This is a genomic window from Microbulbifer agarilyticus, assembly GCF_001999945.1.
Classification (GTDB): domain Bacteria; phylum Pseudomonadota; class Gammaproteobacteria; order Pseudomonadales; family Cellvibrionaceae; genus Microbulbifer; species Microbulbifer agarilyticus_A.
The window spans coordinates 4149436-4163798 of sequence record NZ_CP019650.1 but is presented as its reverse complement, the minus strand read 5'-3'; the positions used below and the strand labels follow the sequence as shown (position 1 = coordinate 4163798).

Sequence of the window (14363 nt, the reverse complement as noted above, 5' to 3'; positions counted from 1 at the left end):
AGCGGCGCGTGGCAATCTCTTAGATCACCAGAACCCCTTCCGCTTCAAACTGCGCACCTTTGGGCAGTTCACTCACACCTACCGCTGCACGCGCCGGAAACGGCTTGGTAAACATTTCTTCCATCACTTCATTGACGGTAGCGAAATTGCTCAGGTCAGTGAGGTACAGATTCAGTTTCACCAGATCGTCCAGAGAACCGTTCGCCGCCTCGCACACCGCTTGCAGGTTCTTGAATACCTGCACCGCCTGCTCGCGGAAATCGTCGGACACCAGTTCCATGGTTTCCGGAACCAGCGGAATCTGACCGGACAGGTAGATAGTGTTGTTGACCTTGACCGCTTGGGAATAGCTGCCGATTGCTGCCGGTGCCTTATCGGTTTTTATCACGGCGCGATTGGGCATGGATTACCTCTCCTGACCCTGTTGGGGCCTACTTACTGAAAAAAGGAAGCGGGAGAATATAGCGCGGTTTTGTAGCCTTGGGGAGCGGTGCAAAGGACCAGAATGCGATATGCGGAACTTATCCACAAACTGAGAAAGTTCACGCAAAACCCCCGCGAATTCCCCAAAAACCACGCAATCCTCATCCGCTAAAAACCCCAAGCCCAAAGCAACCACGAAGGCCCGTCACCGGTGCCCATCCGACAAACGATTGCCGACAGGTTGTTTGGCGGATGGGCACCGGTGACGGGCCGGGCTCAGACGGGAGCGATCAGGACACATTTAAGTAGGAGCTGGCCAGCAGAATGCTGACCGCATAGGGATGTAGGAGTCTGAAAATTAGGGCCGCGCGATCTTGATCACCGCCGGCAAGTTACGCAACCGCTTCATCACCTGAGCCAAGTGCACGCGGTTGGTCACTTCCAGAGTCAGTGCGATGGTACTGTGCTGCGCATCCTTCTCGTCCACATGGATCTGCTCGATGCTCGCGCCCTCTTCGGTAATACGCGTCGCCAGACGGGCAATAATGCCGCGCTCGGACTCCACCTCCACGCGCACATCCCCAAGGAACTCGCCTTTTACATCCGCCGACCAGCTCACCGCCATGATGTTTTCCGGGTGCTCGCGCAACTCCGCCGCATTGCGGCAGGTATCCCGGTGTACCACCACGCCTTTACCGGAACTGATATGCCCCATGATGGTATCGCCGGGAATCGGGCGGCAACAGCGGGCAAAGCTGATCATCATGCCCTCTTGGGCATCGATGGTCAGCGGCGAGGAAATATTGCTCGCCTCCGTCTCGGTAGTGCCCGGCGGCACCAGCAGCTTGGCTGCGGAGAATGCGGCGCGATTGCCGAGACCGATCTCCTCAAGCAGGTTCTCGAAACTCTCGTAATTGGCCTCTCTCACCCCGCGGGTGAGCTGCTCCTCGGAGAGGTCAGAGAGTTTGAGATCAAATTTGGTCAATGCCTTTTCCAGCAGGCGCTGGCCAAGGGCAATGGAATCGTGATGGCGCTGGTGCTTCAGGTAGTGGCGAATGGCACTGCGCGCTTTCGCGGTTACCACAAAATTGAGCCAGTTTGGATTCGGCTGCACGTTTTTGCTGGTGAGAATCTCCACCTTCTGGCCGCTCTCTAGCGGCTGCGATAGCGGCGCCAGGCGCTGGTTGATGCGCACCGCCACACAGGAATTGCCGATATCGGTGTGCACCGAGTAAGCGAAGTCCACCGCGGTGGCACCGGCTGGCAGGTCGATAATCTTGCCTTTGGGCGTGAACACGTAAACTTCGTCCGGGAACAGGTCGATCTTCACGTTTTCGATAAATTCCAGCGAGTCGCCAGCGCGCTGCTGCATTTCCAGCAGGCCCTGCACCCAGCGGCGTGCGCGCACCTGGCTGGTACCGCCGGTGTTCAGTACTTCATCGCCGGACGACTTGTACAGCCAATGCGCGGCAATACCGCTGTTGGCCATCTCGTCCATTTCCTTGGTGCGGATCTGCACCTCAATCGGCACCCCGTGCATGCCCAGCAGAACCGTGTGCAGTGACTGGTAGCCGTTGGATTTGGGGATGGCGATATAGTCTTTAAACTCGCTGATCACCGGCTTGTACAGGTTGTGGATAACCCCGAAGGTGCGGTAACAGGTGTCCACACTGTCGACGATGATGCGGAAGGCGTAGACGTCCATGATTTCCTTGAACGACTTCTTCTTCGAACGCATCTTCTGGTAGATGCTGAACAGGTGCTTCTCGCGGCCGATGACCAGCGCATCGATATTCTCGCGCTCCAGGCGCAGCTCGATGGCGTTCTGGATTTTTTCCAGCAGCTCCTTGCGGTTGCCGCGGGCGGCCACCAGCGCCGCGCGCAGGCGGCTGGCACGCAGCGGGTAAATGGCGAAGAAGGCGCGGTCTTCGAATTCGATCCGCACATCGTTCATGCCCAGGCGGTTGGCAATGGGCGCGTAGATCTCCAGGGTCTCGCGGGCAATGCGTGCGCGTTTGCCGGGCTTCAGCGAGCCGAGGGTACGCATGTTGTGCAGGCGGTCGGCAAGCTTCACCAGAATCACGCGGATATCCCGCGCCATGGCCAGCGCCATTTTCTGGAAGTTCTCCGCCTGCTTTTCCGCCGGGCTGTCGGTCTCAAACTGGGTCAGCTTGGACACCCCGTCCACCAGATCCGCGATCTCTTCGCCAAACTGCTCGGCCAGTGCCGCTTTGGGGATGCCGGTGTCTTCGATGACATCGTGCAGCATGGCAGCGGCCAGACTCTGGGCGTCCATGTGCATGCCCGCAAGAATGGTGGCAACTGCGAGAGGGTGGGTGATATAGGGTTCGCCAGAGCGCCGGGTCTGGCCCTCATGGGCCTGCTCCGCGTAAAAATACGCGCGGCGGACGAACTGAATCTGATCGGGGGGAAGATAGGACGAGAGGCGATGGGCCAGACTATCGATCGTGTGCAAAGCCGCGCTCGCCTCTTAGATTTCCTGCAAATCCTGCATTAACACGTGGGGTTGGGATTACAGGTCCTGCTCGGACAGGAATACTGGCGCCGGGGAAGCCGCCTGTACCGGCTCTTCTTCCGGCTCGTCCAGAATGCTGGCGTCAACAAAGCCCTCTTCGATTTCGCGCAGGGCGATTACGGTGGGCTTATCGTTTTCTTCCGCAACCATCGGATCGCGGCCGCCGGTAGCGATCTGGCGAGCGCGCTTGCTGCCAACAATTACCAGCTCAAAGCGGTTGTCTACGTGGTCGAGGCAATCTTCAACGGTAATACGTGCCATAAAATTTCTGTTCCAGTGTGGGTTCGCCCGGTTGCGGGCAAAAGGACAAATTCTGTTGTCTGGTCGGTCACGGCCGACGCGGACGGGGTTAACTATTCTACCGGACCGCGCGGTGTACGCAAATCGAACAATGGGTTCTTTGTGCCGTTTTGGTGGCTTTTATTGGCTGCGCAGTAATGATTGCAGCAGTCCAGCGTGTTGTTTCTGCTGTCTCGCCAGCCGCTGCCGCTCTGCCACCATGATTGCGCGCAGTTCATTCATTGCAGTGGTGAAGTCGTCGTTGATCACCAGGTAATCGGTCTCCACGTAGTGGGACATCTCATCGATTGCCTGTGCCATCCGCTTGTCGATCACCGCCTGATCGTCCTGGCCGCGCCCAGTCAGTCGCTCGTGCAGTGCTTGCTGCGAAGGTGGCAGGATGAAAATACCCACCGTCTCCGGCATCAGTTTGCGCACCTGCTGCGCGCCCTGCCAGTCGATTTCCAAAATCACATCGCGGCCGCTGGCGAGTGTTTCTTCCACCCACGCCTTGGACGTGCCGTAGAAGTTTTCAAACACCTGCGCATGCTCGAGGAACGCGCTTTCCTGCAGCATGCCCGCGAAGCCGTCGTGGTCCACGAAATGATAGTTGATGCCGTCGATTTCACCGGGGCGCATGGGTCGGGTGGTGTGCGATACAGACACCGTGACCTGAGTATCGGCCTCGATCAGGGCTTTGACGAGACTGGTTTTACCGGCGCCGGAGGGCGCGGAGACCGTATAGAGAGTACCTGTGGACACGGCGAACCTTGCTGCAGTGTGAGTAAGTGGGGTGATGGGCGGGGAGTATAACGAATGCGGGGGCCGCGGAGCGAGTATGGGAGATGAGGACAGAATGCAAAACAGGCGAGCCCCGACCGGGGCTGGGGGCAAAGTGTTGGGCTTTTCCGGTCTGCCTGCCACGGGGAGGCAGGGTTTCCGAACCCGGTCGAGGTGCCTGCGGAATCACAACCATGCCTTTGGGGAAGGCGGGCTACTGCGGATTCCTTGCGTTAATGACTAACGGACGTGACTGTATCGTCTTTGTCATTAAAAACCAACCACCACCAGAGCCCGGCGCTCACCAGGCAATAGCCTGCCACCGCCGTCCAGACTAATTGCGGCAGCAACGGGATCGAAACGGCGAGCAGTGCCAGGCGGCCCAGCTCCCAGTAGCGGGTAGCGCTGTTGCCGTCGAGGATACGCCCGTTCAGGATCAGGCCCGCGATGACCAGGATTACCGCCAGTGCGGTCGTGGCGAAATCGAGGCCACTGCCCATAAACAGTAATCCGACGGTCGCCAGGGTGTAGCTCAGATGCTGAGCCAGCGCGTACCAGCGCACACCGCGGTTTACCAGCGGGTCAAACCGCTGGAAGTTATCCAGATCCCCACTGGGGACGGGCATGGCCGCCTCGGCGTCCGCCGGACGGTAGCCGGTGGCGCGGAACCACAGGGTAAGTTTCTCTTTCCAGCTTTTGGTGTACACCGCATCCAGCCACATGCGCTTCAGGTGCTGCAAATTCGCGGCGAACGGGTCGAAGGTGTTGAGTGGCTTGCGCACGCCGTAGATACACGGCTCGTCGTCTAGTTCTTCCTGATAGGTTCCGAACAGTCGGTCCCAGATGATCAGCACGCCGCCGTAGTTGCGGTCCACGTACACCTTGTTCTGTGCGTGGTGCACCCGGTGATTGGAAGGCGATACCAGAATCCACTCCATCCATTGGATCTTGGGAAACTTCTGGGTGTGGACCCAGAATTGGTAGATGAGATCGATGGCGCCGGCGGTCAGCAGCACTTCCGGGGGCATGCCCACCAGCAGTAGCGGCAGGTAAAACATCCACGCCAGAGGGACAAAGCCACTGGACTGGCGCAGCGCGGTACTGAGGTTGTAGTCCTCACTCTGGTGATGCACCACGTGCTCGGCCCAGAAGATATTGACCTCGTGTGCGATGCGATGGCGCCAGTAATAGAAGAAATCGTACAGGACGATCGCTAGCACCATGTGCCAGGGGTTATCCAGCGACCAGTTGATACCCAGATTTTGATAGGTGGGTTCCAGCCACTGGTACAGCGGAATGTAGACGAGCATCAGAATGCCCACGCGCACCAGCCCGACCACCCGGCTCATGATACCGGCGCCCAGGCTGCCGATGGTGTCGTTCAGGCGATAAAGGCCCCAGCCGCGCCAGCGGTCCAGGGTCAGCTCGAGCACAAGTGCGAGCAGGAAAAACGGAATGGCGGCGGTGATCAGTCCCACGGGCACCTCGAGAATCGTCGGTTTGATTATCTTTGTTGTGATTCGCTAGCAATCTTGCCACAGGGCGCGGTGCGGGCAATGTCCTGAGAGACCGGATTTCGAAATCCGTGTGTTTTTGGCGTTGCCCGGGACGAAGTTCGGCACCGAGCAACGCTAATCACCTCGTGCGGATCCCGCGCGAGGCCGATGACTGGCACGCTCGTGCCGACCTTGGTGCTTTCTGATGATTTCCGTTTTGCGATAGCATTTGCGGCAATCACTATAACGGGACAAGGAAATGCCCCACTTTGATTTAAGCGACAGACAGGGAAAGTATTATCGTTTGACGGCACCAATTCGTTTTTCCGTTCCCTGGATTGACCCAAAGCAGGTTCTTATTGCCGGGGAATTACTGGCGAACACGGAGCCCGGTCAGTTGTTGATGGCCGAGCAGCACTTTTTTGGTGGTGGCAGTTACCCCCTTTTGCAGCTCAGCGGATCCGAGAGTTTCGGGCTCCCTTCCGTTTTGCGCACGCATTCCGGTGCGCCTTCTCTGGTTTCAGGTCCGGGTTCAGTTCAGAGCCCAGTTCAGGGCCCAGTTCAGGACTCGGAGCAAATCCTGCTCGAAGCCATTCGCAGCGGCAGGCTCGAACTGCAGGCGGGTGATCCGGCACAAGCCAGTCGCAGCGAAAGCGCAGACGAGCGCAACGCGCTGCGGGTGAAAATTCGCCTGGCGCTCGCTGACATTGTCAGTCAGGAACGTGCAGAGGCCGCCGGTCATGAACGTTCCCTGGCAAACGAGTCGCACTTAATGCGCGGGTTTATTTATACCGGTGCGTTTTTCAACGGGCTGTGGCACGCAGGTACGGATTTCGCCCAGTGGCTGAAAGAAGTCAACGATGTGGTGAACCCCACCCAGCGCATCTTGCACAGCCTGCACTCGGGCATCCGTGCGCGGGAGCGCGCCAGTGTCAGCGGCGAGTCGTATCTGGATGCCTTTGTGTCGGAGCAGCTCACCGCCGAAAAGCGCCAGCTGGTAGAGGCTATCGGCTTTGACCCGTCCAGTATCACCCGTGAGCAATTTGATCAGGCGCTGGAGATTGCTGAGCTGGTCTGGCAAGACCCGGCGTTGCGCGCAGATATACGCCGCTTTTGTGTGGAATACGTAAATGCGCAGCATGCGGTGGAGCTCACGGAGTTTTCGGGCACGGCCGCATTTGAGGTTTTGTTTACCCTGGTACTGGCGGCGGTGACCGCCGGTGCTGCTGTGGCGGTTGCCGGTGCGCGGCAGGCCCGCCACTTCGCCCGGTTCCGCAAAGTGGGTGAGTTGCTGAAACGCTACGCTGATGAAGCTGCGCGTGCAGCAAAAAGAAAAGCGAAATCCAGTGCGGGCAGTGACAGTCGGGCGAAAGATTTTGGTGCTTTGCCGCGGGAAGAAGTACTGGTGAAGCCCACGGACACCTCTACCAGTACGCCACATAAATCCAAAGCCAATTCTGCCAACGAAAATCCTGCTACGCAAAATCGCAGCGCTGCTGTTGCGCCACCAGTCGCGCCTCCAGTTGCCAAGCGCGCAAGACCCGAACCGGATAACTGGAAGACCTATAAGACCCATGGCGTTGAACAAACACCGATGGCGAGCGCTGTGGGCAGGGAGATGGTCGAAGTGCTTGAGTCCCAGGGCTTGTCCCGCGCCGAAGCGGTGATGAAAGCACAGGAATTTCTGGCCTCGGGTAGCGAGCTGCCGGTGAAAAAGACCGTTAAACAAGGGGAGAAGCTGTATAAGCTGGTGCCCGCAGGCGAAACACCGGGCAAGTATTCGGCCTATTTCGCTGAATTGTCGGATATCCAGGGTTTTGAAGGCGTGAGTTACGATGAGCTCACGGATGCCATCGGCATTCCCCTGGAAAGCCAGCAGACACTGAAGTTTGACCTGATGGAAGTGGAAGCACTGGAAGATGTTACGGTTTACCAATCCACTATCGCGCCGACTTCGCAAAATGGCTATAGCCAGCCCGGCGGCGGGCGGCAGACACTGATTATCAACCGGTCGCAATTCTCAGATCCAAAATCTACTGGCAGGAAATTTCCGTAAATGAAAAAGTTTGTACGTATCGATCCGCAAAGCGGCAGATTTCTGGATATTGATCCGAAAAAACTCGCGCGGGATGCCAAGAGCCTCGGCGATTTTGTGCGGAAAAATATTGACCCGGCAAACGATGCGCTGGGTATTTACACGCAACTGCTGCCACTGTGCGACAAAGTGGCCAAACAACACCAGAATCGATCGATCCCGCTGGACGACCTGCCGCTGCGCTACCCGTTTCGCGAGGGGTTGTTCCCCTCTGGGATGGCCCCCCTCTACTCGGAGTTTTCCGCCACGATCACCGGCACGCCGCTGGACGTTGTGAGCATCGTTGATGTGAATGGCGTACCCTGTGCGGAGGTCGAATTCGAAGATTGATTTTCCCCTGGTAGGGACCGCCAAGATCGGCCCAATTACCGGCCAGTAACTCCGGGCTGCCATCGATATCGCGTGCTATAACCTAGAGCAGTCGCGATCCCATCTTGTCGATTTGGAAGCCCGGAGGAATATCATGTCAGAGTTTATTGTCCACACCCTGGAAACTGCGCCGGAAGACAGCAAGCCGCTGTTACAGGATTCGATTAAGGCCTTTGGCTCCATCCCCAACCTGCACGGTGTAATGGCCGAGGCGCCTGCCGCGCTGAAGTCATACCAGGTGCTGCACGAGCAGTTCCTCAATACCTCGCTGACACCGGAGGAGAAAACGGTCGTTTGGCAATCCATCAATGTGGAGCACGGCTGCCACTACTGCGTTCCCGCCCACACCGCGATCGCCAAAATGATGAAAGTCGATGATGCGATTATCGAGGCGTTGCTGAACCAGACACCCCTACCCGATGAAAAACTTGAGGTGCTGCGCGACACCACCTTGGCAATAGTGCGCGACCGCGGCGTGGTATCGGATGACGTAATGCAGCGTTTTTACGACGCGGGTTACAACCGCCAACAGCTGTTGGAAATTATCGTCGGTGTCGCGCAAAAGGTAATGAGCAACTACATCAATCACTTTGCCGAGACGCCGGTGGACAAGCAGTTCCAGCGATATGTGCGTTGAGTATTCTTATTGCCGCTGACGAGTGAGCACAAAAAAGGCCGGCATATGCATGCCGGCCAAAACAAGTTGGGGTAAATCGAAGTCAGCAGTAACTTTTAGTTATTTTAGGGTGCTGCTTCCGCCTGCAGGGTTACGCCCGAATAAGCGCTATAGCCGCGGATGCTGATGTACCAGGTCCCTGATTGCGGGTTGCTGATGCTGCAGCTTTCATTGTTGCCCCAGCGATAGGGACGACAGTCGTAGCTGCTGGTGGTGGGCTGGCTGCCGTAGCGCACGTACAGGTCACCATCACCGCTGCCACCGCTCATCAATACTTCCAGCGTGCTCATGCCGCTGTTCACATCCAGGGTGAAGTGCTGCCAGGCGCTGGCAGAACCGGATACATTGGATTCGGTCCAGCCGGTAGCACCACCGCCGCCGCCATTGCCCGACTCGTCAAAGCTGCCCACCAGGCTCACACCGGAGAAGGTGCTGTAAGCGCGCACCATCACGTGATAGGTACCTGCCTGCACATTGCTGATCGTGCAGCTTTCATTGTTGCCGTTCAGATACGGGCGGCACTCGTAGCTGCCGGTAGTCGGCTGGCTGCCGTATTGTACGTACAGGTCTGCATCCCCACTGCCACCGGAAATCTGGAAGCTCAGGTTGCTCGCGCCGGCCGGTACTTCGAGGGTATAGCGCAGTTCCTGTCCGGAGCTTGCCGCCAGGCCAGTTTCGGTCACGCCGTTGGTGAGCGCACCGTCACCCGGATCCGGGTTGCCGCCACCGCCGCCGTTGGCTGCTGCCACTGCCGCTGCTGCATCCACAATACCTGAGCCACATTGGCTGCAGGAACCGGGGAAGCTGCGCGCGGTACTTTTCAGGTTGGCTTCCACCTCGTCAGGCGTGATGCTGCTGTCTACCGCATACAGCAGTGCTGCTGCACCCGCCACATGTGGTGCCGCCATACTGGTGCCCTGGTAGAAGGCGTAGTTGTCGCTGCCCGGGCCCTGAGAGCCGCTGTTTAGAGTGGAAAGTACGCCGTTAGTGCTGGTAGCGGTTTCGCCACCCGGTGCCGCTACGTCCACCACGCTGCCGTAGTTGGAGTAGTAGGCGCGGCTACCAGCGCGGGTAGTGGATGCCACGGTGATGACACCGGAGCAGCTCGCCGGGCTGAAGTTGCCAGCGTTGGCATTGGAGTTGCCCGCCGCAACCACCACGGTGGTGCCGAGACTGCGCGCGGTATTGATGGCGTTCTGGGTAGTGGTATCACAGCCACCGCCGCCACCCAGGCTGAGGTTCAGAACCTGCGCCGGATTGGCGTTGGCGGGAACGCCGCTCACGCTGCCGCCCGCGCCCCAGATGATGCCATCGGCAATATCCGAGGTATAACCACCGCAGCGGCCCAGTACCCGGATGGGGACGACCTTCGATTTGTAGGCAACGCCGGCAACACCGCTGTTGTTGTTGGTTACCGCGGCAATGGTGCCGGCCACATGGGTGCCGTGCCAGCTGCTGCTGCGTGCCGGTTCACCCGGACCACAGGCGCCCGCCGGTGACCAGTCGCCGGGATCACTGGCATCACTGTCACGGCCGTTACCGTCCTGTGCCACCGTGGTATCGGAAATCATGTCGTAACCGGGCAACAGGTTTGCGTTCAGGTCCGCGTGTGGGCGGTAACCGGTATCGATCACCGCAACCACAACGCCTTCCCCCTGTGTCACATCCCAGGCTGCCGGCAGGTTCAGACCGCCGGTGGACTCAAAGTAGTGCCACTGCTGGTTATAGTTGGTGTCGTTGGGGGTGGCCATGGGCTGCATCAGCCGGTCAGGTTCCGCGTATTCCACCTGCGGGTCCTGTTGCAGGCGCGCAATAATCGCGCTCATTTCCGCCTTGCTCGCACGCCTCTCGAGCCGCATCAGCTGGGCACCGGTTGCCAGGCGGCGCATATGCTTGAAGCGGTGGCCGGCGGTGCGCGCGACACGGTCGATTGCCGTTTGCGACATAGCCAGACTGTTGGCACCGGCCGTCGTGTTCTTGTATTTCACGATGATGCGGTCGGTGACCATTTCCTGCGGGGCGACGCTGGTGGCGGTGAGCTCGGGCTCGACTGCCTGCACTGAAAAGCTGGTGCTCAGGCCGGCGCCGAGTAGCAGTGCCGTAACACCGGCGCAGCTGGATGTGCGCACGCTGCGTGCCAGTAGATTGAGTATTTTCATTGTTGCGAGTTTCTCCTTAATTATTTTTATCGACGAAGCTGGGTACAGCCGCCGCTAAACCACTGCGGAACTCCTGGGCAGCGGCCGCGGTGTTGGCGATGCAATTGTGTCGCACCGTGTTCCGCGGCTAGGGTTTAACGAGGAGAATCGTTTCGACCTCAGCTTAATATTGAGATAACTCTTTGGTTTTCGCGCCAAAATTAGGTTAATTTTGGTACGTTCGTCTCTGTTAGGTGAGCGGATGTGATGGCGGTCTCGCTGACTGGCGCGGTTTTTATCGCGGGCCTTTTTCGTCGTTGGTAGGTGTTGGCAGGTATTTGAGGTGAGAATCAGGCCTGACGTGAGTGCCGCAGGGTAAGGAGAAATCCGCAAACGCCGAGCACCGGCCCGGGCAACAGCAGCCAAACGGCATCCGGGCCGCTGACTTCAAACAACCGGCTGAGCGCGGCAATGGAAACTACGGTGATGCCGAAGCCGATGGAATTTTGAATGGCCAGTGCGGCGCCCACTAGTTCGCGCGGACAGGCGCTCGCCGACAGCGCAGAAAACTGTGGTGAATCAGCGATGACCGTTGCGCCCCAGATTGAGAACAGTACCACCAGCCAAACCGCCGATAATTGATCCCACAGCAGAGCAAAAATCAGTACGCAGCAACCAGATGTGATGAGCGCGGTGATGGCGACAACGCTGCTGCCAACACGCCGCGATAACAGGCCACCAACAATACAACCCAACGCACCAATCGCAATAAAAGTAAACGACAGGCCCGCTACCCCAAGCCTAGGGAATACGCTTGCCAGTCCGAGACTCGTAATCAGTAGTGGCAATACCGTCCAGAAAGCATACAGCTCCCACATGTGCCCGAAGTAACCCCAGGCGGCGGCGCGAAACCGAGGAATACGGAACGCCTGCAGTACCGCCGGCGTGGCAAAGCGCTTGGTGTGGGACTTGTGTTTGACGCTGATGGGTGCCGGCAAATGCGGGCCGTCGCCGAGCCGAAAGATCAGCAGTGCGGCGACGATCGCGAGCACGGAGGAGGCGGAAATAATCCACTGCCAAGGTATGTCCGTACCCAGCTCGCGCAACCCGTGCGGCAGCGCCGTTCCAAGGGTCAGCATGGCCACCAGTTGCGCCAGTGCGGCGCCGGCGCGCTCCGGTGCCCAGCTCACCACCAGTTTCATACCCATCGGATAAATACCGGCCAGGCAGATACCCACAAGAAAACGAAATACCAGCGCACTGTTAATGTCGTGGGATAACCAGGCGAAGCAGGCGTTGAACACCGCTCCGGCCAGTGCGCTGAAAATAAACAGGCGGCTTGCGCGAAAGCGATCGGCGACGCCGCCGAGTGCGAGTACCAAGGTGCCTAGAATAAACCCGGCCTGCACCGCATTGGTCAACCAGCCGATATCGGTTGCGGTGATCTGCCAGCTCGCGATCAAATCGTCCGCCGCACCATTGGCACTGAACCATAGCGACGTACCCAGCAGCTGGGCGATGGCGATGATGGTGACGGGGGCGAATAGGCGCATGGTCGGCTAGTTGTGTTGCATTAGCGGTTTCTAATTAGTCGCTATCAGCCAATTTGTTTTTTGTCTCGATCCAGCGGCTCATAAACTCCTCGGCGCGGTGTTCGGTACGCCGCAGGATGCGCCCCCAGATGTTGCGGTTGCGATGTGCCTCCAGGTCCGCGGCAATGGCTTCAATGCGCGCGAGAAAGTGCGGCGCATGATCCGCGTAGCTGAAGCCGTTGGTGAGAGCTTGGGTACCGGCAGCGCGCACTCGCTGCCATGAGGCCTTGTCCTGATAGAGCTCCGCGGTGGTTGCGGCAAAGGTATCCGGGCAGTTGCTCACCGGGTAACCCCAATCATTGGCGCCCGCCATGGATTCCGCACCGATGGGTGTGGTCACTGTGGGAGTGCCGGACAGCCAGCCGTCGAGAATCTTGCCCTTTTGGCCCGCGCCAAATCGCAGTGGCGCCAGGTTCAGGCGATAGCGGGCCAGGGTCGCCAGTGCATCGTCGGTGCGCCCGACAATGCGCAGCCCGGACTTTGGTTTGTGGAAGCGCTGCATGGCGTGATCGGCATAGGCGCCGTACACGTGGCATTCCACTGCCGGCAGCAATGCGCGCACCCGGGGCCAAATAGTTTCGGCGAACCAGGCCACCGCATCGCGGTTCGGTGCGTGTTTGAAGCCGCCGATCATTGCCAGATGTTCGCGCTGTTCGAAGTCCGGCAGCGCGTCGAGGTCTGGCATTTCCCGCACCAGAAATGGCAGGTAGTGCAGCTGCCAGTCCGGCAGGCAGAAGTGCTGCTTGAGCAGGTCCACCTCGACTTGGGAAATCATAATGGTGAGATCACAGCGTGCCATGGCGGCGATTTCGCGTTCCGCACTGGCATGGAACAGATTGAGCGCTTCACCGGTTTTGGCTGCCTGATGACGTGCCTCGCGCAGGCTGTGAAAATCGCTGGTGTCGAGAATGGTCATCGCCTGCGGGCACTGCTCGCGCACGCGCCAGCCGAACTGCTCTTCCATCATAAATCGGTCGTAAATCACCAGCGTCGGATCCAGCTGGCGCACCCAGTCATCAAAGCTAGATTCGTTCACTTCGATTTGGTGTTCGCCGTATCCTGATTTTGCCTGAAAGGGCGTGGGCTGCGCGGGGCTGCCAATTTCCACGGCATAGCCCGCCTCGGCGAGCAGGTCGAGAATATCCAGCGTGCGCCGGCCGGCGGCCGTAGAGGCGGGTTCGGGCCACTGCTTGGCAATCAGCAGGGCGCGTTTTGCGGCAGCGTGTTTTACAGAGGTGTGGGAAAGCATTTGCGGGATTATGCCAGTTATCACGGGCGCCGCGTATTCACTCCCAGCCCAATGTGCGCCACAGTGCGATCAGCAGTGGTGGAATGATTAACCAGCCCAGCTCCCACACCGTGGGGCCGATAAACGCGAGGCCGATGGTGAGTGCCGCAGTGAGTGGCTCAATCGTCGAGCGCCGTGTGACCGCGCGCCGCTCGCTGGCGTCCAGTTCGGGATGGGCAAATCCTTTGCGACAGGCGTACTTCCAACCCAGCAGACCAATCAGGCCGGATATCGCCAGGCAACAACTCTGCCCTACGGGCGAAGAGACACTGACCAGTTGCGGATCCGCCACCGCAAAGAACAAATAGAGCCCGACCACTACCAGCTGCAGTAGTACCAGCAGGGTGTGCAGACCGTCGGAGCGCTCCACCGGTCCCAGCAGCTTGTGAGTAAGGTTCCAGTTAATCAGGGTAAGGCCCACCGCAATTACCAGGCGCAGTAGTAATTCCGGATCTGCCACCAGCAGGCTGAGCAGGCCGTAGGGCATTTCCGCCCAGGCCATATCTTCGGTAGGCGGCAGGTACATAATGAAATTGACGAACAGAACGGCGTAGGCGACATCCACAAAGGTTTCCAGCCGTCGCAAGCGACTGCGTTGGGTGAAAACCGTGGCGGCGTCCGCGGTGGGCATAGAACTTGTTCCGGGGAAGCTAGCTATTCATCCAGACTAGCATTCCTAAAACGCAGATTT

12 protein-coding genes are annotated in these 14363 nt (G+C 58.8%); 3 read left to right on the top strand and 9 right to left on the bottom strand.

What is annotated here, in order from left to right:
* Nucleotides 1-19: 19 nt before the first annotated feature.
* The 5 genes from Mag101_RS17310 to Mag101_RS17290 all read right to left on the bottom strand — a co-directional run bounded on the left by Mag101_RS17310 (nt 20) and on the right by Mag101_RS17290 (nt 5496).
* Entirely contained in the window at nt 20-403 is a 384-nt protein-coding gene (locus Mag101_RS17310; protein ID WP_077407794.1) for a RidA family protein, read from the bottom strand.
* Between the two features lie 378 nt (nt 404-781).
* Nucleotides 782-2899 carry a RelA/SpoT family protein gene (locus tag Mag101_RS17305; RefSeq protein ID WP_077407792.1) on the bottom strand — a complete coding sequence of 706 codons (2118 nt, stop codon included), beginning with the start codon at nt 2897-2899 and terminating at the stop codon, nt 782-784.
* 57 nt (nt 2900-2956) lie between these two features.
* Entirely contained in the window at nt 2957-3220 is a 264-nt protein-coding gene (gene rpoZ, locus Mag101_RS17300) for a DNA-directed RNA polymerase subunit omega (protein WP_010132103.1), read from the bottom strand.
* Nucleotides 3221-3379: 159 nt separating this feature from the next.
* On the bottom strand, nt 3380-4000 hold the full coding sequence (gene gmk / locus Mag101_RS17295) for a guanylate kinase (protein WP_077407791.1): 621 nt from the start codon (nt 3998-4000) through the stop codon (nt 3380-3382).
* A 251-nt stretch (nt 4001-4251) separates the two neighbouring features.
* Nucleotides 4252-5496 (bottom strand): sterol desaturase family protein, encoded by a 1245-nt coding sequence (locus Mag101_RS17290; RefSeq protein WP_077407789.1) that lies wholly within the window; start codon nt 5494-5496, stop codon nt 4252-4254.
* A gap of 322 nt (nt 5497-5818) precedes the next feature.
* Here Mag101_RS17290 and Mag101_RS17285 point away from each other — a divergent pair, with 322 nt between their 5' ends.
* The 3 genes from Mag101_RS17285 to Mag101_RS17275 all read left to right on the top strand — a co-directional run bounded on the left by Mag101_RS17285 (nt 5819) and on the right by Mag101_RS17275 (nt 8615).
* The gene (locus Mag101_RS17285) at nt 5819-7570 is read left to right on the top strand and encodes a hypothetical protein (RefSeq protein WP_077407787.1); all 1752 of its coding nucleotides are present in this window, start codon (nt 5819-5821) and stop codon (nt 7568-7570) included.
* Entirely contained in the window at nt 7571-7939 is a 369-nt protein-coding gene (locus Mag101_RS17280; protein WP_077407785.1) for a hypothetical protein, read from the top strand.
* 133 nt (nt 7940-8072) lie between these two features.
* Nucleotides 8073-8615: a carboxymuconolactone decarboxylase family protein gene (locus Mag101_RS17275; protein WP_077407783.1), complete on the top strand. Its 543-nt coding sequence runs from the start codon at nt 8073-8075 to the stop codon at nt 8613-8615.
* 104 nt (nt 8616-8719) lie between these two features.
* On the opposite strand, the gene Mag101_RS17270 is transcribed toward Mag101_RS17275, so the two are convergent.
* The 4 genes from Mag101_RS17270 to Mag101_RS17255 form a co-directional block, all read right to left on the bottom strand.
* The gene (locus tag Mag101_RS17270; protein ID WP_077407780.1) at nt 8720-10813 is read right to left on the bottom strand and encodes a S8 family peptidase; all 2094 of its coding nucleotides are present in this window, start codon (nt 10811-10813) and stop codon (nt 8720-8722) included.
* 329 nt (nt 10814-11142) lie between these two features.
* Nucleotides 11143-12345, bottom strand: a complete 1203-nt coding sequence (locus tag Mag101_RS17265) for an MFS transporter (RefSeq protein WP_077407779.1) — start codon at nt 12343-12345, stop codon at nt 11143-11145.
* Between the two features lie 34 nt (nt 12346-12379).
* The gene (locus Mag101_RS17260; protein ID WP_232325073.1) at nt 12380-13657 is read right to left on the bottom strand and encodes a glycosyltransferase; all 1278 of its coding nucleotides are present in this window, start codon (nt 13655-13657) and stop codon (nt 12380-12382) included.
* Nucleotides 13658-13670: 13 nt separating this feature from the next.
* Nucleotides 13671-14303, bottom strand: a complete 633-nt coding sequence (locus Mag101_RS17255) for a hypothetical protein (protein ID WP_077407775.1) — start codon at nt 14301-14303, stop codon at nt 13671-13673.
* Nucleotides 14304-14363: the final 60 nt, after the last annotated feature.

What these genes read in the sequence shown, in the direction of transcription:
- Mag101_RS17270 (WP_077407780.1), bottom strand. Translation starts at nt 10,813, where the DNA reads ATGAAAATACTCAATCTACTGGCACGCAGCGTGCGCACATCCAGCTGC.
- Mag101_RS17310 (WP_077407794.1), bottom strand. Translation starts at nt 403, where the DNA reads ATGCCCAATCGCGCCGTGATAAAAACCGATAAGGCACCGGCAGCAATC.
- Mag101_RS17255 (WP_077407775.1), bottom strand. Translation starts at nt 14,303, where the DNA reads ATGCCCACCGCGGACGCCGCCACGGTTTTCACCCAACGCAGTCGCTTG.
- Mag101_RS17275 (WP_077407783.1), top strand. Translation starts at nt 8,073, where the DNA reads ATGTCAGAGTTTATTGTCCACACCCTGGAAACTGCGCCGGAAGACAGC.
- Mag101_RS17280 (WP_077407785.1), top strand. Translation starts at nt 7,571, where the DNA reads ATGAAAAAGTTTGTACGTATCGATCCGCAAAGCGGCAGATTTCTGGAT.
- Mag101_RS17265 (WP_077407779.1), bottom strand. Translation starts at nt 12,345, where the DNA reads ATGCGCCTATTCGCCCCCGTCACCATCATCGCCATCGCCCAGCTGCTG.
- rpoZ (WP_010132103.1), bottom strand. Translation starts at nt 3,220, where the DNA reads ATGGCACGTATTACCGTTGAAGATTGCCTCGACCACGTAGACAACCGC.